General features: G+C 71.1%; 17 protein-coding genes. 9 read left to right on the forward strand and 8 right to left on the reverse strand.

Annotation, left to right across the window (positions count from 1 at the left end):
* Positions 1-181: 181 nt before the first annotated feature.
* The 6 genes from AB0B94_RS23220 to AB0B94_RS23245 form a co-directional block, all read right to left on the reverse strand.
* A complete protein-coding gene (locus AB0B94_RS23220) occupies positions 182-1,228 on the reverse strand; it encodes a LacI family DNA-binding transcriptional regulator (protein ID WP_238671913.1) in 1,047 nt (348 codons plus the stop codon).
* An 82-nt stretch (positions 1,229-1,310) separates the two neighbouring features.
* Positions 1,311-2,732, reverse strand: coding sequence for a GH1 family beta-glucosidase (locus tag AB0B94_RS23225; protein ID WP_357283814.1), 1,422 nt, complete (start codon positions 2,730-2,732; stop codon positions 1,311-1,313).
* The gene (locus AB0B94_RS23230) at positions 2,729-3,571 is read right to left on the reverse strand and encodes a carbohydrate ABC transporter permease (protein WP_124853396.1); all 843 of its coding nucleotides are present in this window, start codon (positions 3,569-3,571) and stop codon (positions 2,729-2,731) included. The genes AB0B94_RS23225 and AB0B94_RS23230 overlap by 4 nt, the downstream gene beginning before the upstream one ends.
* A gap of 10 nt (positions 3,572-3,581) precedes the next feature.
* The gene (locus tag AB0B94_RS23235; RefSeq protein ID WP_357283819.1) at positions 3,582-4,553 is read right to left on the reverse strand and encodes a sugar ABC transporter permease; all 972 of its coding nucleotides are present in this window, start codon (positions 4,551-4,553) and stop codon (positions 3,582-3,584) included.
* Between the two features lie 109 nt (positions 4,554-4,662).
* Positions 4,663-5,952, reverse strand: a complete 1,290-nt coding sequence (locus tag AB0B94_RS23240; protein WP_357283822.1) for an extracellular solute-binding protein — start codon at positions 5,950-5,952, stop codon at positions 4,663-4,665.
* Positions 5,953-6,194: 242 nt separating this feature from the next.
* The gene (locus AB0B94_RS23245; protein WP_357283824.1) at positions 6,195-6,758 is read right to left on the reverse strand and encodes a plasmid pRiA4b ORF-3 family protein; all 564 of its coding nucleotides are present in this window, start codon (positions 6,756-6,758) and stop codon (positions 6,195-6,197) included.
* A gap of 150 nt (positions 6,759-6,908) precedes the next feature.
* Here AB0B94_RS23245 and AB0B94_RS23250 point away from each other — a divergent pair, with 150 nt between their 5' ends.
* The 9 genes from AB0B94_RS23250 (at position 6,909) to AB0B94_RS23290 (ending at position 17,476) form a co-directional block, all read left to right on the forward strand.
* Positions 6,909-7,655, forward strand: a complete 747-nt coding sequence (locus tag AB0B94_RS23250) for a pyrimidine reductase family protein (RefSeq protein ID WP_357283827.1) — start codon at positions 6,909-6,911, stop codon at positions 7,653-7,655.
* Positions 7,656-7,803: 148 nt separating this feature from the next.
* A complete protein-coding gene (locus tag AB0B94_RS23255; RefSeq protein WP_357283832.1) occupies positions 7,804-9,555 on the forward strand; it encodes an ATP-binding protein in 1,752 nt (583 codons plus the stop codon).
* An 18-nt stretch (positions 9,556-9,573) separates the two neighbouring features.
* A complete protein-coding gene (locus AB0B94_RS23260) occupies positions 9,574-10,722 on the forward strand; it encodes an exonuclease SbcCD subunit D (protein WP_357283835.1) in 1,149 nt (382 codons plus the stop codon).
* Positions 10,722-13,196: an SMC family ATPase gene (locus AB0B94_RS23265; protein WP_357283840.1), complete on the forward strand. Its 2,475-nt coding sequence runs from the start codon at positions 10,722-10,724 to the stop codon at positions 13,194-13,196. Before AB0B94_RS23260 ends, AB0B94_RS23265 begins: the two co-directional genes overlap by 1 nt.
* Entirely contained in the window at positions 13,193-14,152 is a 960-nt protein-coding gene (locus AB0B94_RS23270) for a hypothetical protein (protein WP_238671902.1), read from the forward strand. The genes AB0B94_RS23265 and AB0B94_RS23270 overlap by 4 nt, the downstream gene beginning before the upstream one ends.
* 18 nt (positions 14,153-14,170) lie before the next feature.
* The gene (locus AB0B94_RS23275; RefSeq protein WP_357283844.1) at positions 14,171-15,028 is read left to right on the forward strand and encodes a fused MFS/spermidine synthase; all 858 of its coding nucleotides are present in this window, start codon (positions 14,171-14,173) and stop codon (positions 15,026-15,028) included.
* A 125-nt stretch (positions 15,029-15,153) separates the two neighbouring features.
* A complete protein-coding gene (locus tag AB0B94_RS23280) occupies positions 15,154-15,846 on the forward strand; it encodes a sigma-70 family RNA polymerase sigma factor (protein ID WP_091400696.1) in 693 nt (230 codons plus the stop codon).
* Positions 15,843-16,625, forward strand: a complete 783-nt coding sequence (locus AB0B94_RS23285) for a zf-HC2 domain-containing protein (protein ID WP_238671900.1) — start codon at positions 15,843-15,845, stop codon at positions 16,623-16,625. Before AB0B94_RS23280 ends, AB0B94_RS23285 begins: the two co-directional genes overlap by 4 nt.
* Before the next feature lie 203 nt (positions 16,626-16,828).
* The gene (locus tag AB0B94_RS23290; RefSeq protein WP_357283852.1) at positions 16,829-17,476 is read left to right on the forward strand and encodes a hypothetical protein; all 648 of its coding nucleotides are present in this window, start codon (positions 16,829-16,831) and stop codon (positions 17,474-17,476) included.
* Positions 17,477-17,555: 79 nt separating this feature from the next.
* Here AB0B94_RS23290 and AB0B94_RS23295 read toward each other — a convergent pair whose 3' ends face one another.
* Both AB0B94_RS23295 and AB0B94_RS23300 read right to left on the reverse strand, forming a co-directional pair.
* The gene (locus AB0B94_RS23295; RefSeq protein WP_357283855.1) at positions 17,556-19,316 is read right to left on the reverse strand and encodes a stealth family protein; all 1,761 of its coding nucleotides are present in this window, start codon (positions 19,314-19,316) and stop codon (positions 17,556-17,558) included.
* The gene (locus AB0B94_RS23300) at positions 19,313-22,042 is read right to left on the reverse strand and encodes a CDP-glycerol glycerophosphotransferase family protein (protein WP_357283858.1); all 2,730 of its coding nucleotides are present in this window, start codon (positions 22,040-22,042) and stop codon (positions 19,313-19,315) included. Before AB0B94_RS23300 ends, AB0B94_RS23295 begins: the two co-directional genes overlap by 4 nt.
* Positions 22,043-22,103: the final 61 nt, after the last annotated feature.

A 22,103-nucleotide genomic window follows, 5' to 3' on the forward strand; every position in this document is an offset into this window, starting at 1 on the left:
GCACCCGGTCGCTCGGGCGCCCGACCCTCGATGCGGTCGGGGCGCGGGGTGACGCGGGCGCGGACGCGGGGTGACGCGGGCGCGGACGCGGGGTGACGCGGGCGCGAGCGGGCGCGAGCTTGCGCGAGCGCGAGCGGACGCGGGGTGACGCGGACGCGCGCCGGAGCGCGGTGGGTGTGGGTCAGGCGGAGGCTCGGTGGACCAGCTGGGTGTCCAGCAGGATGTGCGAGGCGGGTAGCTCCTCGCCACGGATCCGGGCCACCAGCAGGCGTGCCATCTGCCGGCCCATCTCCTCCACCGGCTGGAAGACAGTGGTCAACGGCGGCTCCGCCCGTAGGGCGATCGTCGCGTCGTCGAAGCCGATCACCGCGACGTCCTGCGGCACGCGGCGACCGGCCTCGCGCAGGGTACGCAGCGCACCGAACGCCATGAGGTCGGAGGCGACGAAGACCGCGTCCAGGTCCGGGCAGGCGTCCAGCAGGCGACGCATGGCGGCCGCGCCGCTGCCCTCACTGAAGTCGCCGTACGCGATCAGGTCGGGGTTGACGCCGGCCCCGGTGGCCTTGACCGCCTCGGTGTAGCCGGTCAACCGGGCCAGGCCGACGCCCATGTCCTGCGTGCCGGCGATGGTGGCGATGCGTCGCCGCCCCTGGCGCGCCAGGTACTCCACCGCCTGCCGGGCCCCGCCAACGTTGTCCACGTCGACAAACCAGGCCGGTTGGGCGCCGGGTTGCAGCATCCGGGCGGGCCGACCGCCGAGCACGGCGGGCAGGCCGCGCTCCTCCAGCAGCGTCGGCAACGGGTCGGAGTCGTGCAACGACAACAGCAGCACGCCGTCGACGTGCTGGTTGGTGAGGTGGTGCTCGACCCGCTCCCGCTCCACCGGCGACTGGGCCATGGCCAGCCAGAGCTGCATCGGCGTCTCCAACAGCCCGGAGCTGATCCCCCGCACGATCGCGGCGAAGAACGGCTCGGTGAAGACCCGCTCGCCGGATTCGGACACCACCAGCGCGACGGAGTCGGTCCGCTGGGTGACGAGCGCACGGGCGGCCCGGTTCGGCACGTACCCCAGCTCTGCGATGGCCTGTTGGACCGCGGCCCGGGCCTCCGGGCTGACCTGGGGCGAGCCGTTGACCACGCGGGATACCGTGCCCCGACCGACGCCGGCACGCGCCGCGACCGCATCGAGGGTCGGGCGCCCGAGCGACCGGGTGCGCTGCGTTGTCATCGTCTGCTCCTCCGACGGCGGGCGGACCCGGCGCCACCTGCGAGAGGTGGACGCCGGGGCCGTCCTGATGGCTGGCCCGAGCCTATTGTGCGGCCAGACCGTTGCGCCGGATCACCGAGGCGTACCACTTGGCGCTGGACTTGGGGGTGCGGACCTGGCTGTCGTAGTCGACGTGGATCATGCCGAACCGCTTGGTGTAACCCCAGGCCCATTCGAAATTATCCATCAGCGACCAGGCAAAGTATCCCCGCAGAGGCACTCCGGCGTCGATCGCCTCGTGGGCGGCGCGCAGGTGGGCGTCGAAGTAGGCCAGCCGATCGACGTCGTCGACCTGCCCGTCGACCACCGAGTCGACGAACGCGGAGCCGTTTTCGGTGACGTACAGGGGCAGGTCGGTGTAACCGTGCACCCGGCGCAGCGTCTCGGTGAGACCCGGGGCGTCGATCTCCCAGCCCATGTCGGTGACCGGAACGCCACGGGTGACGAACCGGACGTCCTCGCTGCCCGGCCAGCACGAGGGGGCCGGGTCGGCCGCCTCGCCCTCCACCGGCGCGGCGACCACGTGCCTGCTGTAGTAGTTGACCCCGACCAGGTCCAGTGGTGTGGAGATGGTCGCCAGGTCGCCGTCGCGCACGTGCTCGAAGTCGGTCACAGTGCTGAGGTCGGCCACCAGGTCCTCCGGGTACGACCCGCGCAACAGCGGATCCAGGAAGAACCGGTTGGCCAAGCCGTCGATACGCCGGGCGGCGTCGGCGTCGGCGGGACTGTCACTGGCCGGGTCGACCGGGTAGAGGTTGACTGTCACGCCCACCTCGGCGGCCGGCCGGGCGGCCCGCATTGCCTGCACGGCCAGGCCGTGACCGAGCATCAGGTGGTGTCCGGCACGCACCGCGTCCGCTCCGTTGGTGCGGCCGGGGGCGTGCACGCCGGAGCCGTAGCCGAGGAACGCTGAGCACCACGGCTCGTTCAGCGTGGTCCAGTAGCGCACCCGGTCACCGAGCGCGTCGGCCATCAGTGTGGTGTAGTCGGCGAAGCGGGCCGCGGTGTCCCGCGCCGGCCAGCCGCCGGCGTCTTCCAACGGCTGCGGCAGGTCCCAGTGGTAGAGGGTGAGCCACGGCTCGATGCCGTTGGCCAACAGCTCGTCCACCAGTCGCCGGTAGAAGTCCAGGCCGGCCGGGTTGGCCGCACCGGTGCCGGTGGGCTGCACCCGGGACCAGGAGACCGAGAAACGGTACGACTTCAGGCCCAGCTCGGCCATCAGCGCGACGTCGTCGCCGAGGCGGTGGTAGTGGTCGCACGCCACGTCCCCGGTGTGCCCGGCGACGACCCGGCCCTCGGTGTGGCTGAAGGTGTCCCAGATCGACGGGGCACGGCCGTCCACGGCCGCCGCTCCCTCGATCTGGTACGCCGCCGTCGCGGCCCCCCAGAGGAATCCGGGTGGAAAGGTCAGCCCGGGACGCTCGTCGAGGACGTCGACGGCGGGTGGGCTGGCGGGGTTGCTCACGACTTGACGGCACCTTCCATGATCCCGCCGATGATCTGGCGGCCAAACACGAGAAAGACGATTACCAGGGGGATGGTGCCGATCGCCGTGGCGGCGAACACCTGGGAGTAGTCGGTGTAGTAGGCGTACGAGAGGAAGGAGAGCGAGACCTGCAGGGTCGGGTTCTCCGGGGTGAGGATGGCGTACGGCCAGAGGAACGAGTTCCAGGTCTCCATGAAGGTCAGCAGACCGAGGACGCCGGCGGCCGGGCGCAGCGCGGGCAGCACGATGCTCCAGTAGATCCGGAACGTGCTCGCGCCGTCGACGCGGCCGGCCTCGATCAGCTCGTCGGAGATCGCCTGGCTGGCGTACTGCCGCATCATGAACACGCCGAAGGCGGTGACGAGGAACGGCACGGTTACCGCGTAGAGGGTGTCGTACCACCCCAGGTCCTGCATCATGCCCCAGAGCGGGATGAGCCCCATCTGGGTCGGGATCATCATGGTGACGATGATCGCCAGCAGCAGGGCGTTGCTGCCGCGGAACTTCAACTTGGCGAAGGCGAACCCGGCCAGCGAACCGGTGAGCACCACCGAGACGGTGACCACCGAGGAGACGATGATCGAGTTCATCATGCCGGTGAGGAAGTTGGCGGCGTCGTTGTCGAGCACCCGCCCGAAGTTGTCACCGAACGCGCCACCGGGGGTCAGCGGCGGCGGCACGTCGTTGATGTTGTCCAGGCTGCGGGTGCCGATCACCAGCATGTAGTAGAACGGGTAGATCGACAGCAGCGCCGCCAGGACGAGCGCCAGGTAGGTCAACGGGCTGGTGCGCCACAGGCGCTGGGAAGCCGAGATCATCGATCTCTCCTCACTTCGCCGAGCGGCGGACGAGTAGGAAGTTGAACAGCGACACCACGATGATGATCATGAAGATCGCCCAGGCGACCGCGGCTCCGTAGCCGGCGGTGTTCAGGTTCACGATGCCCATCTCGTACATGTACATGGCCAGCGTCTGGAACTCCCGCTGGTTGCCGCCGATGATGTTGCCGTTGCCGAAGAGCAGGGGCTCGGTGAAGAGCTGCATGCCGCCGATCGTGGACAGGATGACCACGAAGATGAAGGTGGGCTTGAGCATGGGCAGGGTGATCTGCCAGAACTGTCGCCACGGACCGGCGCCGTCGATCTCCGCAGCCTCGTAGAGGTCCTTCGGGATCGCCTGCATGCCGGCGAGCAGGATCAGGGTGTTGTACCCGGTCCACCGCCAGTTGACCATGGAGGAGATGGCCGTCCAGGAACTCCAGCGGTGCCCGTCCCAGTCGACAGGGTCGACACCGACGAAGCTGAGCAGCCAGTTGAACAGGCCGAACTCCCGCTGGAACAACATTCCGAAGACGATCGCGACAGCGGCCACCGACACCACGTTCGGCATGAAGATGGCCATCCGGAAGAACGTCTTGGCGCGCAGTAAGGACCGGTTGAGCAGGTTCGCCAGGAAGAGGGCGAGCAACAACTGGGGGATGGTCGACAGGGCGAAGATGCCGAAGGTGTTGACCAGCGCGTTCCAGAAGTACTCGTCGGACACCAGCCGGGTGTAGTTGTCGAAGCCGATGAACGTGTGCTCACCGATCATGTCCCAGTCGTGCAGCGACATCCAGGCGGTGCGCAGCATCGGGTACAGCCCGAATACACCGAAGAGCAGGAAGAACGGGGCGATGTAGAGGTACGGCGAGTACTTGACATCGAGGCGGTTGAGTAACCTTCCCCGTCGACGTCGGCCAGAGACGTCGGGAGAAGGCGGTGCTGCTGGCGACGGCCGTGCCGTCGTGGCCGACAGGCTCATGCGAATTTCCTTTTCCGGCGAGGCCCGGGGGCCCTCGCGCAGGGCGCTACGCGGAGGGGACCGGCCGGTGGCGTCCGGGAAGCCCCGAACGCCACCGGCAGGGAATCACTCAGAAGGCACCCTGAGTCTTTGCGTCCTTCGTGAACTGCTCCCAGGCCTTGGCCTTGTCGGCCTGCCCGTTCTCGAACGCCCGCAGGGCCGGCTCGAGCGCGTTCTCCTTCACCGCCTGGTGCTTCGGACCCAGGTGGATCGGCTGGATCTTGGCGACGCTCTCCCCGAAGATCTTGCCGGTCGGCGCGTTGCTGAAGTACTCGTTGGTGTAGCTGAGGAACGCCTCGTTCTTCAGCGCCTCCAGGTTGGTGGGCAGCGGGCCCTTGAGCTTGAAGGCCTCCACCTGGCTCTTGGCGTTGGTCAGGTACTCGGCGAGCTTCGCCGCCTCCTTCGGGTACTTGCTCTGCGCCGGAACGGCGAGCCACGAGCCGCCCCAGTTACCGCCGCCACCCGGCACGGACGCGACGTCCCACTTGCCCTTGTTGGCCGGACCGGAGTTGTCCGACACGATGCCGAGCATCCAGGACGGGCAGAAGGTGGCCGCGAAGGTGCCCTGCTTGAAGCCACCCGACCACTCCGGCGACCAGGTGGACGCCTTGGCGGAGATGTCCGCCATCGAGGTGGCGGTGTCCCAGGCGTTCTTCACCGCGGGGCTGGTGTCCGCGATGACGTTGTCTTCCTTGTCGTAGAACAGGTCACCGTTGCCCTGGAAGAGCACGCCGTTGGAGACGGCGGTGATCGAGTCGATGAACGCCTTGCCGCCGCTGCCCTGCTTGTACTTCAGGCCGGCGTCGTGGAAGCCCTTCCAGTCCGGCCAGAGCGCCGACACCTGGTCGCGCTCGGCGGGCAGACCGGCAGCCTGGAACAGGTCCTTGCGGTAGCAGACGGCGAGGCTGCCGACGTCGGTCGGCAGGCCGATCAGCCGACCGTCCGGCGCCTTGCCCAGCTCCCACTTCCAGGGCAGGTATTCCTTCGAGTGGTCGGCGACCAGCGGGCTGAGGTCGGCCCAGTTGCGCGCGTTGGGCTTGAACTCGTTGAGGATGCCCTCTTCCAGCGCGGTGACGTCCGCCGCGCCCTTGCCGGTGGCCAGGTAGCGGACCAGCTTCGGCCGGTACTCACCGAGCTGCGCGGTCTTGCGCAGCTCGACCTTGATGCCGGTGTCCTTCTCGTACTGCTTGACGAGCTCGTCGTAGCCCATCTCGCCGAACGTGTCGACGACCAGCTTGGCCGGCTTCTCGCCGGCCGCCGGCTTGTCGTCGTCCTTGCCGCAGGCCGCGAGACCGCTGATTGCGGTGACCGCAGCCAGGGCAGCGACCGCCAGGCGGGTACGCCGCGTGGTGACACTCATGCGCTGACCCCTCTTTCCGGTGGTGAGGCTGATGTGTGTGGTGGGGGGTGTCTCATCGCGCCAGGCCGGGGATGCGTGAGTGACCCATGCCACCTCCGGGAGCGCTCCCATGAGATTGCCGGCGGGTAACGGGAGTGTCAATAGGGCGATGGGAGCGTTCCCAGATCGTTACCGCTGATCACTCCCGCCACAGCCACCCCAGCGGTACCAGCCGGAGCGCACCGCAGCAGAAGTGGAGGGGTTCAGCAGAAGCGGCGCAGGAGGGTGGTCGCCCGGTCCGGGTCGAAGCCGGACGGGTCGAAGGCGGGACCCGCCCAGTCGCGCAGCACCGCGTGGCGGGAGCCGACGAGGTCGGCGGTGCGACTCCGATCGTCCAGGGCCTCCAGGAGCGCCTGGTAGCCCAACGGCCCGCCGACACCCTCCGGCGGGCAGGCCCGCTCGCCGGCCAGGCAGACCGGGTACCGCTCGTCGGGGTCGGCGGTCAACGCGTCCTCCACGACCAGGTCGTGCTCCCACCAGTCACCGAAGTCGTACGTGTAGGAGAACCGGCTGCCCTTGCCGAGCACCGCGTCGAGCCGCACGTCCAGCTCGTCGTGCGACGCCAGCTCCCCGTCCGGGTCCGGCTCGCCGTACTGCACGGCGTCGATCTCGAACGAGTGCAGGTGGCAGTCCCGCCAACCCATCGCGTGCTGCACCACCCGGTGCAGCCGGTCCAGCGTGTAGCCGGCCGGCACGAGCACACGGCGCCACACCGGCGGCCGGGTCCCGCCGAGGGACATCTTCAGCTGGAAGATCTGACGCGACATGCTGTCCTGTCCTCCCGCGGCTTAGGCTGCGAGCATGATCTGCCGAGCGTGCCGGGCCCGGCGACACGACGACTGCCCGGGCCGGAACTGGTGCGACTGCCAGCACCGTACCGCCGAACCCACCCCTCCGGTCACCGGTCCGGCCGGCGAATGACCGTCGGAATTCCGATCCGACGGCTCTGGCCCGAGCCGTCGACGCAGCCCCTCGACGACACCGAACTGACCGCCCTCTACTGTCGCGCCGACCAACCCCGGCTGCGGGTGAACTTCGTGACCAGCCTGGACGGCGCGGTCAGCGTGGACGGCTACTCCGCGGGGCTCTCCGGCGAGCCTGACAAACGGGTGTTCGGCCTGCTGCGGATGACCTGCGACGCCCTGGTGGTGGCCGCCGGCACGTTCCGCCACGAGGGGTACCGGGCGGTCCGCCTGAACGAGACCCGCCGCGCCTGGCGTCGGGCCAACGGGCTCGCCGAGTACCCGACGCTGGTGGTCGTCTCCGGCTCCCTCGACCTGGACCCGGCGCAGGCCGCCTTCGCCGACGCGCCGACCCGCCCGATCGTGCTCACCCACGCCGACACCGACCCACCGCCCGGGCTCACCGACGTCGCCGACGTGCTGCGCTGCGGCACCGGGCGGGTCGACCTGGCCGCCGGCCTGGCCGAGCTGCACGGACGCGGGCTGACCCAACTGCTCTGTGAGGGCGGCCCGCACCTGTTCGGCGCGTTGACCGCCGCCGACCTGGTGGACGAGCTGTGCCTCACCGTCTCGCCGCTGCTGGCCGGGCCCGGCCCCGGCCGGATCACCGCCGGCGACACCGCGCCGCCCCGGCACCTGCCGTTGCGCCACGTGCTCGCCGCCGAGGACGGCGTCCTCCTGCTCCGCCACGCCCGCCGGTAACCCGCCGTCGCCCAGTCGCCCACCCACCGTCGCGAGTGTGACGGCGCATGGTGTCGTCCGCCGCGTCGCGTGGCGACCTGTCGTACTCCTCGGGCAGGATGCACTGCATGCGCGCCGACAGTGATGCCCGAGCGACCCGAGCCGCCCGATGACCGACGCCGAGCTCGACAGCCCGGGCGAAGTCGTCGGGCGGGTGCTGGGCACCGCCGACGCCACCCCGTTGCAGTTCTGGACGGCGGTCGCGCCCGGCAGCTACCTCCAGCTCGACGACGTGGTGGTCACCCGGCGGGAGCTGCCGGACCGGGAGCCGGTGACGATCGCCGGGGTGGTCACCCAGGTCCGCGCTCGGCACGAGGGCGCCCAGTTCGAGTCCGACGTGTTCGCCATCGCCGACGGCACGCTGCCCGCGCAGGTGCAGGAGGCGGCCGAGGTCACCACCACCCGGGTCGATCCGGAGCTGTACGTGCCGCCGACCCCGGGCGCCGTGGTGCACCGGGCCGAGGGGGACGCCCGGGCCCGCGCGCTGCACTTCGACCGGATGGAGCGGCGCATCCCGATGGGCATGGGTCGCGACGGGGTCCCGGTCTACCTCAACGCCGACTTCCTCGACGGCAGCCGGGGCGCGCACGTCTCCATCTCCGGCATCTCCGGGGTCGCCACCAAGACCAGTTTCGCCACCTTCCTGCTCTACTCGGTCTTCCGCTCCGGCGTGCTGGGTGGCGACGCGGTGAACGCCAAGGCGCTGATCTTCAACGTCAAGGGTGAGGACCTGCTCTTCCTCGACCATCCCAACACCCGCCTCGACGAGCCGACCCGCGCGGCGTACGCGAAGCTCGGGTTGAGCGCCGGCGCGTTCCCCGACGTGCGGGTGTACGCCCCGCCCCGGGTCGGTGACGCGGCCGGCACGCCGGATGTGAGCAGCCGGCTCACGGGGGTGGATGCGTTCTACTGGACGCTGAGCGAGTTCTGCTCCGACCGCCTGCTGCCGTACGTCTTCGCCGACGCCGACGACGAGCGCCAGCAGTACACGATGGTGGTCCACTCGGTGGCCGCGCACCTGGCCCGCTACGCCCAGCCCGCCGACGGCGGGGTGAGCATCGACGGGGTCCGGCTCGGTTCCTACGGCGATCTGGTCGACCACATCGTCGATCAGCTCAACGACGACGAGACCCGCTCCGACTGGGCCGGTAGCGCGGTCGGGCTGGGCACCGTCAACGCGTTCGCCCGGCGGTTGATCGGCAGTAAGAAGGACCTGGCCCGGCTGATCCGCGGCGACCTCGCCACCCGCCGCCCCCACTCGATCAACACGAGCGAGTCGGCCCAGGTCACTGTGGTCGACCTGCACAACCTTCCCGACCGCGCGCAGCGGTTCGTGGTCGGTGTGACGCTCAAGAGCGAGTTCGAGCGCAAGGAGAAGTCCGGCACCGCCAAGCCGCTGCTCTTCGTCGTCCTCGACGAGCTCAACAAGTACGCCCCCCGGGAGGGCTCGTCGCCGATCAAGGAGGTCCTGCTGGACATCGCCGAGCGGGGCCGCTCGCTCGGGGTGATCCTGATCGGCGCGCAGCAGACGGCGAGTGAGGTGGAGCGGCGGATCGTCACCAACTCGGCGATCCGGGTGGTCGGCCGGCTCGACCCGGCGGAGGCGTCCCGCCCGGAGTACGGCTTCCTGCCGCCCGCGCAGCGCCAGCGGGCGTTGCTGGCCAAGCCGGGGACCATGTTCGTCAACCAGCCGGACATCCCGGTGCCGCTCTGCCTGGAGTTCCCGTTCCCGGCCTGGGCCACCCGGGTCTCCGAGGCGGGCCGGGCACCATCGGAGACGCTGCGCTCGATCACCCAGTCCGCCGACCCGTTCGCCGTGGTGGGCTCCGGCGGCGGCACCGACGACGACATCCCGTTCTAGCTAGGGGCCGGCACAGCCATGAAGATCCTGCACACCTCCGACTGGCACGTGGGAAAGGTGCTCAAGGGGCAGTCCCGGGCCGACGAGCACAAGGCCGTGCTGGCCGGGGTGATCGAGATCGCCCGTGCCGAACAGCCGGATCTGGTGATCGTCGCCGGTGACCTCTACGACACCGCGGCGCCCAGCTCGGAGGCGACCCGCCTGGTCACCAGGGCGTTGACGGCGTTGCGGCGGACCGGCGCGGACGTGGTGGCGATCGGCGGCAACCACGACAACGGCCCGGCGCTGGACGCGCTGCGCCCCTGGGCCGACGCCGCCGGCATCACGCTGCGCGGCGGGGTGCGGGAAAACCCGGACGAGCACGTCATCGACGGCACCACAGCAGGTGGCGAGCGGTGGCGGCTGGCCGCGTTGCCGTTCCTGTCCCAGCGGTACGCGGTGCGCGCGTTGGAGATGTACGAGCTGACCGCCGCGGAGACCAATCAGACGTACGCCGACCACCTGGGCCGGGTGCTGGGGCGACTGACCGAGGGTTTCACCGAACCGGACCGGGTGCACCTGGTCACCGCGCATCTGACGGTGACCGGTGCGGCCACCGGTGGTGGCGAGCGCGACGCGCACACCGTGTTGGGCTACGCCGTGCCGGCCACCGTCTTTCCGGCCACCGCGCACTACGTGGCGCTGGGTCACCTGCACCGGGCGCAGCGGGTCGCGGGCCCCTGCCCGGTGCGGTACAGCGGCAGTCCGCTCGCTGTGGACTTCGGTGAGCAGGAGAACATCCCCTCGGTGACGATTGTCGAGGTGACGGCCAGCACCGCCGCCCGGGTGCGGGAGGTGCCGGTGACGGCGGCGAGCGCGCTGCGGACGGTGCGGGGCACCCTGGCCCAGCTCGCCGAGATCGAGGCGCCGGACGCGTGGCTGCGGGTGTACGTGCGGGAGCAGCCCCGCGCCGGCCTGCGCGAGGAGGTCCAGGAGCTGCTCCCCCGGGCCCTGGAGATCCGGATCGACCCGGAGCTGTTGGCCGCGCCGGGCAGCGGCGCGCACATCGCCCAGCGGTCGGGGCGTTCGCCCCGGGAGTTGTTCGCCGACTACCTGGACAGCCGGGGCCACGCCGACGAGGGTGTCCGGGAGCTCTTCGACGAGCTATTCGAGGAGGTCGAGCACTGATGCGTCCGATGCGGTTGGACATGGCCGGGTTCACTGTCTTCCGGGACGAGACCACAGTCGACTTCACCGACGCCGACTTCTTCGCGCTGATCGGCCCGACCGGTTCGGGCAAGTCGACAGTGCTGGACGCGATCTGCTTCGCCCTCTACGGCATGGTGCCCCGCTGGGGTGGTGCCCGAGGGTTGGCGAACGCGCTCGCGCCGTCGGCGACCGAGGCACGGGTCCGCCTGGTCTTCGAGTCCGGCGGCGCCCGGTACGTGGCGACCCGGGTGGTCCGCCGGGACGGCCGGGGCAACGTGAAGACCGCCAACGCCGGGTTGCAGCTGATGCCGGCCGGCTTCGACGTGACCAAACTCGACACCGGGTTGAGTCCGGACGACCTCGGCGAGGTGGTGGCCGGCACCCCCGCCGAGATGGAGCAGGCGGTGCTGGAGGCGGTCGGGCTGCCGTACGAGCAGTTCACCAGCTGTGTGGTGCTGCCGCAGGGGCAGTTCGCCGACTTCCTGCACGCCAAGCCGGCGACCCGGCAACAGATCCTGGTCAACCTGCTGGGCCTGGGCGTCTACGAGGACGTGCAGAAGAAGGCGACGGCGCGCGCCGCGCAGGCGGAGGCCCGGCTGGAGGCGGTCGACCAGGTGCTCGCCGGGTTGACCGGCGTGGACGACGAGGCGTTGGCCGAGGCCGACGCCCGGGTGCAGCGGATGGCCGAGCTGGCGGCCGCGGTGGCCGAGGCGGTGCCGGAGCTGGCGGCGGCCCGGGTCACCGCACGGGAGGCCGCGGCGGCGCTGACCGCGCTGGACGACGAGTTGACGGTGCTGACCGGGGTGCGCGCACCGGCCGGGGTGGCCGCTGTCGCTCGCGCTGTCGCCGCGGCACGGGCCGACGCCGAGGCGGCGGCGACCGGGGTGTCGCTGGCCGAGGAGCGGGAGGACAAGCTGCGCGGCGAGCTGGCCGCCGCCGGTGACGAGAGCGCGCTGCGACTGCAACTGCGGGCGTACGACGATCGGGATCGGCTGTCCGGCCAGGCGGACACGGTCCGGGCGACGGTGCGCGCGGCGAATGACGAGCACGCCGCCTCGGTAGCGGCGCTGGCCGCCGCACGGGTGGTCGCCGAGCGGGCCGACGCCGAGCTGGAGGCGGCCTTCCGCGCGCACGAGGAGGCGAAGGCCACCGACCTGGCGGTGAGCCTGCGGGTCCACCTGCATGCCGGCGCGGCGTGCCCGGTGTGCGAGCAGCCGGTGGCCGAGGTGCCGGCGGTGCCGGCCGATTCGGCGGTGGCCGCCGCGACGGCGGCGGGCAAGGCCGCGCGGGCCGCTACCAAGGCCGCGCAGGCGACGGTGCAGGAGCGGGACACGGCGGCGCGGGAGCTGGAGCGGCTGCTGGTGCAGGCGCGAGCCCGGCAGGAGCAGACGGAGGCCCGGCTGGCCGAGTTGGACGCGCAGCTCTCCGGCGCGGCTGAGCCGGGCGTGCTGCGCCGGGAGTTGGCCGAGCACGCCCGGTTGCGGCGCGCGCTGGAGGAGGCGGCGACCGCGGTTCGGGCCGGTCGCGAGACCGCTCGGCAGGCCCGGGCCGCTGTGGACGCCGCCGAGGAGCGACTGCGCTCGGCGTGGCGGGCCTTTGACACCGCCCGTGACGGGTTGGCCCGGTTCGGCCCACCGGCGACCGATCGGGACGACGTGGCTGCCGCGTGGGCGACGCTGACCGAGTGGGCGACCACCGAGGCGGACCGCCGCCGCGCCGAGCGGGCCGGTCGGGCCGCCGCCGTGGCGGAGGCCGAGTCGGTGGCCGACGGGGTGCAGCGGGCCATCGCTGGCATCTTCGCCGCCGCCGACGTGCCGGTCGGGGACGACCCGGTGCACGCGGCGACGGTGGCGGTGGAGCGGGCCGATGCCGACCGGCGGCGGCTGCACGAGCGTCGCGAGCAGGCCGGGACGTTGCGCGAACAGCGGGCGGGGCACGAGCGGGAGGCGCAGGTGGCGCGCGCGCTCGCCGGGCACCTGCGGGCCAACAACTTCGAGCGGTGGTTGCTGGCCGAGGCGTTGGACCTGCTGGTCGACGGCGCGTCGGGGATCCTGCGCGAGCTGTCCTCCGGGCAGTACGAGCTGGTGCACGACAAGGGTGAGTTCGTGGTGGTGGACCACCACGACGCGGGGCTGCGTCGCGGCGTGCGCACCCTCTCCGGGGGTGAGACGTTCCAGGCGTCGCTGGCGCTGGCGCTGGCGCTCTCCGAGCAGTTGGCCGGGATGTCCACCACTGCGGCCAGCCTGGAGTCGATCGTCCTGGACGAGGGTTTCGGCACGCTCGACGCCGCCACCCTGGACACGGTGGCGGCGACCCTGGAGAACCTGGCGGCCCGGGGTGATCGGATGGTCGGGGTGGTCACCCACGTGCCGGCGTTGGCCGAGCGGATCCCGGTCCGCTTCGAGGTGCGCAAGGATGCCCGGTCCGCGCGCGTGGAGCGGACGGGCCGGTGAGTGACGCCGCGTTCTTCGTCGATTCGTGGGATCCGGCGTACGGGGCGTCGTTCGAGGCGTCCGCCGCCGGGCCGGCCGCGCCGAGCAGCGCGCAGGTCGACGCGGACGTGGAGCTGCCCGCCGTGGACTGGCGGGCGATCGGGGTACGCCCCGGGGTGCGGGCGCCCGACGTGGTGTTGCTCGTCGACGGGGTTCGCCGCATCGACGCGAGCATCTGGACGGCGGAGACCGACGGCGTGTCGTTCCCCGGGTTGGCCGCCTCGTACGCGGCCGGGGTGGTCCGGTGTGACCTGGGTCGGGGTGCGGCGCAGTTGGCGGGCACCCGGGTTGGTCGGGGCCTGTTCACCGCGAGCCCCTCGGCGCAGGACGTGGTGGCGGGTGCGATCCGTTACCCGGTGCACCGGGTGGGTGGCACCGGTGAGCTGGCGAAGCTGCCGGCGGCCGTGCAGGGCCCGCTGACCGCGTTGGAGGTGGCGGTGTCCGACGCCGCCCGGGTCGACGGTGACCTGTTGGTGGTGGACGGCCCGCTGCGTAGTCGCCGGCAGTTGCCGCGCACCCTGGGCTACATCAAGACGCAGCACAGTCAGTACCTGGATGCCCGGCTGACCGCTGTGGTGACGGGCATGGCGTCGGGTGAGCGCTCCCCGGTGTTCCGGCTCGGCACCGCCTGGGGCGGTTGGTCGTGGTATTTGCGGCTGCCGGTGGCGATCGGCGCGCCGTGGGCGGGCATCGTCCGGGTGGAGTGCTCCGCCGACCTGCCCGTCGAGGCGGCGATCGAGCTGGCCGACCTGTCGCTGGCGACCCTGCCGCGCTTCGCGTCCACCCCGTACAAGGATCCGCGGGCCCCGCAGAACCTGATCCCGATCGCCGGTCTGGAGCGCCGACTGCGGGCCCTGCTCGGCGATTCCCGGCTGCTGCACCGCGCGTTGACCGCCGCGGCCCGCGCCGCCCGATGAGTGCGGAGACTGGTTCCGGTGGGGCGTAAACGGGCTGGTGACCGGGTGGTCGAGCAGGTGGACACCGGGCTGGCGGAGTTGGTGCCGGATCCGGACCGGGCCGGCTCGTGGACGCTGCTGCTCGACGGCGCGCCGCAGTCGCACGTCGACCTGACCGACCCCACCCACCTGGAGTTCGAGTACGTGCGGCGGTTGGCTGCGGCGGTGGATCTGATCGCACCGGCCGGTGCGCCGCTGCGGGTGCTGCATCTGGGTGGCGGCGCGCTGACCCTGCCCCGGTACGTCTCCGCCACCCGACCCGGGTCGACCCAGCGGGTGTCCGAGGTGGACGGCGCGCTGGTGGAGCTGGTCCGTCGGGCGGTGCCGTGGCCGTCCGACGCCCGGTTGCGGGTCCGGGTGGAGGACGCCCGCGCGGTGCTGGCGTCCACCCGCGAGGCCAGCTACGACGTGGTGGTCGCCGACGTGTTCGCCGGTGCGCGCACACCGGCCCACCTCACGTCAGTGGAGTACGCGGCCGAGGTGGCCCGGGTGCTGCGCCCGGCCGGTTGGTACCTGGCGAACCTGGCCGACGGTCCGCCGCTGCGGCACGCCCGTGGGCAGGTCGCCACGGTCCGTTCGGTGCTGCCGCAGGCCTGTCTGGTCGGGGACGCGGCGGTGCTGCGGGGGCGCCGGTACGGCAACCTGGTGCTGGTCGCCGGGCGGTCCGCACCGCCGGTGCCGGAGCTGACCAGACGCGCCGCCGGTGACTGGTTCCCCGGTCGGGTGGTGGCCGGCGACGACCTGGACCGCTTCGTCGGTGGCGCGCAGGTGGTGCGCGACGCCGACGCGACCGGCTCCGATCCGCCTCCGCCGGGGCTGTTCTCGGTGCGCCGCTGACCGTCCACTCCATATCGGCGGGGAAGTTTTTCCGTCGTTTGTTGATCCGCTGGGGCCGGCGCTGCGTACCACCGGGCGGCCCACCTCGTGGGCCGGCGTTGGTCACGGACATCCCGGAGGTCTGCATGCACGCGGTGGCGGCCGGTTGGCATGGCGACGCGGTACGCGCTGACTGGTTGTCGGCGCGACCCTCGTCACGGTCAACCTCGTCTGCCCGGGGGGTCGACGCGCGGGCGACGCCTCGCCAGAATGGTCCGGTGACGCCGCGACCGGCGCCCGGACGCCATCAGGCGACGACAACCGAGGCCAGCCACTCCGACCAGTTGATCCGTCAGCTCTATGCCGAGCATGCCGGCCCGTTGCTGATGTTCGTCATGCGCCTCACCGGGGGGGACCGGCAGCGCGCGGAGGACATCGTCCAGGAGACGCTGCTGCGGGCCTGGCGCAACGCGCACCGCCTGGGCACCCAGGGGCAGGGTTCGCTTCGGCCGTGGTTGGTCACCGTGGCCCGCCGCATCGCCATCGACGAGCACCGCAGCCAGGAGGCCCGGCCGCCGGAGACGTACGACCGGGACCTCACCGCGTTCGCCGAGGCGGACAGCACCGACCGGGTGCTGCGGACCATGACTGTGGCGGACGCGCTGCGTACGCTCAGTCAGTCGCACCGGGAGATCCTGATCTCGACGTACTTCCGGGGGCGGACGGTGCCGGAGGCCGCCGAGGAGTTGGGTCTGCCGCTCGGCACCGCCAAGTCGAGGGTCTACTACGCGCTGCGCGCGCTGCGCACGGCTCTGCAGGAGCGGGGGGTGACAGAATGAGCCGGCCGGACCATATGGACGTCGCGGCGTACGCGCTCGGTGTGCTCGACGAGCAGGACACTGAGCGGTTCGAGGAGCATCTCGCCACCTGCTGGGCGTGCGCGGCCGAGTTGGAGACGATGGTGCCGGTGGTCGGGCTGCTCTCCGACATCGACGGCGAGACGATGATGGCGCTGGAGCAGACGGCGACCGACCCGGCTCTGCTGGACCGGACGCTCGGCGCGGTCCGGGCCGACCGGCGGCGTACCCGGTTTCGTCACATGCTCGCTACGGCCGCCGCGATCGTGGTCTTCGGCGGTCTGACCGGTTACGGCTTCGTCAGCGTGACCGGCAACGAGCAACCGCCGGGGGTGCTCGCCGAGTCGACGCCGAGCGCGCCGAACGACCCGACGACGAGCGTGCCGACGGCCGCGCCGAGCGGCCCGGGTGTGGGCGGCACCGAGGTGGAGGGCGATCAGGTCGAGGCGACCGACCCGACCACCGGTGTGCAGACCACAATGTTCCTGGTGACCAAGGACTACGGCACCCGGATCAATTTCAGCCTGCGGAAGCTGCCCGGCCCCCGCATCTGCCGACTGGTGGTGGTACGCAAGAACGCCACCACCGAGGTCATCTCCACCTGGTCGGTGCCGGAGGGCGGGTATGGCACCAACACCCGGCCGCAGGGTCTCGAACTGAGCGCCACGACGTCGGCTCTGCCTCCTGACATCAAGCAGCTCCAGGTGCAGTCGGTGGATGCCAACGGTGTGGCGAGTCCGCTGGTCACCGTACCCATGTAAGCGCGCCTACCGCATCGGCGCCGGTCATTGTCACAATGACCGGCGCCGATCTGTCGTTGCGCGAAGGGTCCCTCGCGGGGGCGTACGCATGGCGGCGGGAAACGGTTCAATCGGTTTACGTGAAATTGACCACTGTTACTACTTCAACCTTGACAGCCTGCCCGCCGTACCTATGGGTGAACTGTCAAGAATGAGGAGGGCACGTGGCACAGATGAAGCGGACCGTCATCGTCGCGAGCGCGATGGTCGCACTAACGGCCTGCGCTCCCGCGGGTTACGACGGGGCGAACTCGAGCGCGGCCGAGCCGGTCGCCGTCGCCGCGGCCGAGCCCACCGCGACGGTTGAACCTGAGGCCTCGGCTTCCGCGGAGGCGCCCGCCGCCGACGCCCCGCCCGCGGACGTCGACCTGACCGAGAAGTTGGTCGGTAAGAGTGTCGCCCGGATGGGCAAGGTGGTCACCGACCAGGATGGCTGGATCCTGTACCGCTTCGACAAGGACACCGCCGACCCGCCCTCGTCGAACTGCGTCGACAAGTGCGCCGAGGTGTGGCCCCCGGCACTGACCGACGGCAACCCGGAGCTCACCGGCGTCTCGGACGACAAGGTCGGCAGCGTGACCCGGCAGGACGGCACCCGGCAGCTCACCGTCGGCGGCTGGCCGGTCTACCGCTACATCGGTGACAAGAAGCCCGGCCAGTGGAAGGGCCAGGCTGTCGGTGGCACCTGGTTCGTGGTCCAGCCGGACGGCAAGAAGAACCTGAGCTGCCTGCCCAAGGGCACGCCCAAGGCGGTCGCACCGCCGGCGGACAGCGGCTCGAACGACGCCGGCGGCGCGGGCTACTCGTACTGAGCCTGGTCGCCCACGAGGGCACGGTGGTCGGTCGTCGCCGGGGAGGGCGCGGCCGGCCACCGTCGTGTCCGGGGTGGGTTCAGGCCCGTTCCCACGGGCTCGGCACCGGGAAGTACGTCTCCAGGAACGGGATGAGCAGCGCCAGCTGCGCGTCGAGGTCCTCCTCGACGGAGAACGCGTCGTTCAGGCAGAACACCTGCCGATCCCGGCGGGCGAGCAGGTGCGCCAACCGGGCCGGTGTGTCCGGGTGGGACAGCTCGGCGATGGTGTAACGCAGGTTCCCCGGTGCCGCGCGACCGGTGTGGAACGCGTAGTAGTGGTGCAGCGACGAGGCGACCGACAGGTCGTCCATGCTGCGGAACTGACTCGCCGCGGTTCGCCGGTACTGCTGCGGGAACGTCTGCTCAATCTCCTGGAGCACGCTTCGCCGCAGCGCGTGCGGCATGTGCTTCATCTTCTGGGTCAGCACGGTGCCGAACCGCTCCGCGATCAACGCCCGGTTGTTCTTTCCGGCCGCCGACGACGGGATGTCCCCGGCGGTGGGTGGGCCCGGCGGCACCAGGGCCGGTGAGGGAAAGAACCGGGAGATGCCGTTGGCCAGGAAGAAGTCCTGGGGCAGCACCTCGGTGCCGAGGAAGACGTCGTCGTTGAAGTACAGGAAGTGCTCGGAGAGCCCGTCGATGTGGTGCAGCTGACTCTCGATGGCGTGCGAGTTGTACGTCGGCAGCACGCTCGGGTCGGTGAAGATCTCCCGGTGGCTGACCACCCGCAGCCCGGTGGCGGACGGGTCCAGCCAGGTGGGCACCTGGTCGTCGGTCACCACGTAGATGTGGCGCACCCAGGGCGCGAACATGTGCAGCGACCGGAGCGAGTAACGCAACTCGTCGCGGCTGAGGAAGCGGGCCGCGCTCGCCGCCTCGGCGTGGTACGGCACACCGGCCACCTCGGCCCGTCGGCGCAGCCAGGCCGGGTCGGTGCCGTCGACCCAGGTGTAGACCACGTCGACCGGGAACGGCACGTCGTCGGGTCGCGGCGCGGCGAACTCCGCACGGGTCCGGGCGGTCGCGGGGGCGGCGGCCGGCGCCAGGCCGGTGAACCGCGACTCCGGTACGAGGACCAGCGGCGCCGCCACCGTCACGTGTTCGGCGACGGCGTTGGGTCGCGGCGCGACGAGTGTGTCGCCGTCTCGGATCCAGAACTCGACGTCGCACCCGTACGCCTGCCCCAGCACCAGCCGGCGCTGGGGGTCGGTCCAGTACCAGGTCAGCCGCAACACCGGGGCGTCGGCCAGCCGGTCCCAGGTCTTCGGTTCGAAGCCGGCCGCCGGCTGTGCCGTGGCGTCCGGCACGCAGACGTAGCCGGGGACCCGACCACAGGCGGCGGCGAGCGCGGCGTACGCCCGCGCGCGGTGCTCGGCGTCGACGGCGACCACCGACGAGCGGTGGGTTTCGCCGCGTACCCGGAAGTGGGGTACGCCGGCCTCGTCGAGCGCCGCCGTCACAGTGGTGAGGTTGTCCAGCCGCGCCGTCAGCGGGGTGACTGTCGCCCCGATCCGGGCCACCCTGGGGCCCCGGTCGGCGGTGACGACCACCCGGTCCGCGCCGGCCAGCAACTCCGGCTGACGGCGGGCCAGCCGCTCGCCCCGGCGCTCGGAGAGGTGACCGTCCCGCGCGGCCCGGGCGACCCACTGCTTCAGCTGGTGCCGGGCCCGAGGGCTCACCTTCGTCGCGATGGCACGTCGGGTCTGCGGGCTGAGCACCCGGCGGTACACCTCCACGAACCCGGTGGGTTCGGCCAGCGCCCGGGGTGACTCCCCCGGCGGGGGCTTCGGGCCGCTCACCGCTGCGGCCCCGGCAGCGCCGCGATGGCGGCGGCCACCCGCTGGGAGTTGTTGTGGTCCTGGGTGACGAAGAAGTCCGTCGCCCGGCGGGTGTACTCCTCCTCGCGAACACACCCGTTCTCCAGGTACCGGATGATCGCGTCCACCGTCTCCGAGGCGGTCTCGCAGACCGGGCCGAACCCGTCCTCCCGGTGCTCGAAGTACCCCTTCTTGTAGCCGCCGATGGTCCAGAATTCCTCGGCGTCGAACTGCGCGTAGATCAGCGGGGTGCCGAGGTAGGCGACGTCGCAGGCAGTGGAGGAGTAGTCGGTGATGAACAGGTCGCACTGGCGCAGCGCGTCCTGCACCGTCCGGCTGGTCTGGTCTGCCATCGCGAAGCAGTCGTCGGTCGGCACGAGCCCCGCCAGCAACGAGCGCATCTCGTAGTGCGGCAGGAGTTCGAGGGTGTACCCGTACTGCCGCAGCGCCTGCCGCAACCGCTCGTCACCGAACAACTCGGCGAGGAATACCTGGTACGCCGAGCCCTCGAAGGCCACGCGGGGTCGGGCCGCCTTGTTGTACGACGGGCTGACGAGGTAGGTACGCCAGGTCGGCATGAACAGGATGCGACGGCCGCCCCGGTCCGGGGTGAGCGCGTCGAAGCGGGGTAGGCCCGTGTTCGCCACCATGTCGCCGTAGTCGAGGTCCTTCGCCACGTACTCGGCCTCACGGTCGGCCGAGGTCACGAAGAGGTCGAAGGAGGCCCGGCCACGGTGCACACCGGCGCTGACGTCCTTCTCGATCACCCCGTGGTCGAGGAACACCCGGGTGGGGGCGATCCGCCAGTTCAGGTGCTTGAGGAAGGGAGACCGCTCCCAACTCGCCGGCAGCATGTAGGAGTCGATGTCGTACGAGTTGATCAGCTTCGTGGCGTGCAGCATCAGGAACTTGTGCCGGAACGACCCGTGGGTGACGACGTTGCCCAATCCCTGCAACCGGTGCCGGTCCGGGCTCTCCTTGGCCAGCAGGTAGTAGACGTTGCGCCGACGCTCCACCTGCCGCAGGTGCCGGAACAGGTGCGAGGAGTTGTCCTGCGCGGTGTCGGTGCGCTCGCCGACCAGCCACACGTCACGCCGGCTCATCAGTGGGGCGGTGAGCGTGCGCAGCAGCCGCTGTTTCCAGAACGGGCCACGGGAGGCAGCGTGCCGCAGGTCCTTGCGTAGCATCAGACGTCGCCACCGGCGCTGCCCGGCCACCCCGGCCTTCCGCTGGACCAGCAGCTCCGCGTTCTCCCGTCCACTGAACGTGGGCAGGACCCGGGTGTTGCCGGCCAGCTTCAGTGTGGCGTCGCGCAGGTAGGCCGCCGAGATCAGGCACTGCCGGGAAGCCTGACCGGTCGCAGTCAGGAACACCAGCCGCAGCGCGTGCTGGCCACTGCGCAGCTTGCCGATCGGCAGCTCCGCTGAGAAGCCCGACCACTCCCGGTCGTCGTCCCCGGCCTTGAGGTCGGCCCGCCGGTCGGCGGTGACCGGCACCGTGAGGCTGCTGCCCCGCACCCGCAGCCCCATGGGGGTGCTCAGCGGCGCACGCATCGGCAGACCGTTGACCACCAGGTGTCCGGAGACCTTCAGCGTCTCCCCCGAGGACGTGAGTCGCGTCTGCTCAAGCCGTACCCCGACCGCTGTCACCTTGGTGAGCGGGAGCAGCGCCGGTGTCACCGGGTAGTCGAGGTGCAGGTCCCCGCCGCAGGCGACGACTCCCCGCAACCGCTGCCAGGGACGGGCGAACAACTCGAAGTCGTACAACTTGAAGGCCAGGTACGGGACGCGGTGCCGGGTGTCGATCGTCCAGTTGGCGATGAAGGCGGGGTCGATGTCCTGGTAGATCCGGGTGCACTTCTCGAAGATCTTCCACAGGTCGGTGTCCTCGAAGAGGGTGTGCGCCCGCATGGCGAAGCCCTGGTAACTGCGGACGAGCCACCGTTCGAGCACCTCGCGGCGGAACACGTCCAGATCGGGCCGCAGGTCGGCCAGGGTCTCACACAGCTCCAGGTGGTCCCAGAAGTTCTGCTCCCGGATGAAGAGGTTGTCCATGATGGAGCTGCTGACCGCGCGCTTGCGGTACTGGTAGACCACGCTGTCGACCAGGGCGATGCGCTCTGCCTTGAGCAGCATCGGGATAGCCAGGAACGCGTCCTCGAAGTGGACCCCCTCGCGGAAGCGCAGGCCGTGCCGGCGCAGTTGGGCGAGGTCGTACAGCTTGTGGCACGGGCCGGCGTCGAAGATCAGATCCGGTGCGTCGACGACGGACTCCAGCAGCCGGTCGCCCTTGCCGAACGGCTTCTTCCACAGGAACGCGGTCGGCTTCGGGAAGGTGTCCATGTCGCCGACGGCGATGCTCGCCTTGTGGGTCACGATCGCCTTGAGTAGCACCTCGATGGCCCGTGGTGGCAGCAGGTCGTCGGAGTCGACGAACGCCACGTACGGCGTGTCGGCCAGGTCGAGCGCCAGGTTGCGAGCCGCCCCCGGCCCGCTGTTGGGCTGTTGCAGGGCCGTCACGTTCGGGTGCTCGGCGGCGAACTGCTTGGCCAGCAGGTCGGAGCCGTCGGTGCTGCCGTCGTCGACCAGGATGACGCGGCACTGGCCGAAGACGGTCTGCGCCGCGATCGACTCGAGTGTCTCGGGCAGGTAGTCCACGACGTTGTAGACCGGGACGATGATCGTGACCTGCGGGGCGGGGTCTACCACTCTGGGCTCCACTGGAGAGGGTGCGGGAAACGCGGGGGGAACGTCGGCACGCCGACCCGGT

This window comes from Micromonospora sp. NPDC048986 (genome assembly GCF_040649335.1).
GTDB classification, from domain to species: Bacteria; Actinomycetota; Actinomycetes; order Mycobacteriales; family Micromonosporaceae; genus Micromonospora; species Micromonospora alfalfae.

What these genes read in the sequence shown, in the direction of transcription:
- AB0B94_RS23220 (WP_238671913.1), bottom strand. Translation starts at nt 1,228, where the DNA reads ATGACAACGCAGCGCACCCGGTCGCTCGGGCGCCCGACCCTCGATGCG.
- AB0B94_RS23230 (WP_124853396.1), bottom strand. Translation starts at nt 3,571, where the DNA reads ATGATCTCGGCTTCCCAGCGCCTGTGGCGCACCAGCCCGTTGACCTAC.
- AB0B94_RS23235 (WP_357283819.1), bottom strand. Translation starts at nt 4,553, where the DNA reads ATGAGCCTGTCGGCCACGACGGCACGGCCGTCGCCAGCAGCACCGCCT.
- AB0B94_RS23240 (WP_357283822.1), bottom strand. Translation starts at nt 5,952, where the DNA reads ATGAGTGTCACCACGCGGCGTACCCGCCTGGCGGTCGCTGCCCTGGCT.
- AB0B94_RS23245 (WP_357283824.1), bottom strand. Translation starts at nt 6,758, where the DNA reads ATGTCGCGTCAGATCTTCCAGCTGAAGATGTCCCTCGGCGGGACCCGG.
- AB0B94_RS23250 (WP_357283827.1), top strand. Translation starts at nt 6,909, where the DNA reads ATGACCGTCGGAATTCCGATCCGACGGCTCTGGCCCGAGCCGTCGACG.
- AB0B94_RS23255 (WP_357283832.1), top strand. Translation starts at nt 7,804, where the DNA reads ATGACCGACGCCGAGCTCGACAGCCCGGGCGAAGTCGTCGGGCGGGTG.
- AB0B94_RS23260 (WP_357283835.1), top strand. Translation starts at nt 9,574, where the DNA reads ATGAAGATCCTGCACACCTCCGACTGGCACGTGGGAAAGGTGCTCAAG.
- AB0B94_RS23265 (WP_357283840.1), top strand. Translation starts at nt 10,722, where the DNA reads ATGCGTCCGATGCGGTTGGACATGGCCGGGTTCACTGTCTTCCGGGAC.
- AB0B94_RS23280 (WP_091400696.1), top strand. Translation starts at nt 15,154, where the DNA reads ATGCACGCGGTGGCGGCCGGTTGGCATGGCGACGCGGTACGCGCTGAC.
- AB0B94_RS23285 (WP_238671900.1), top strand. Translation starts at nt 15,843, where the DNA reads ATGAGCCGGCCGGACCATATGGACGTCGCGGCGTACGCGCTCGGTGTG.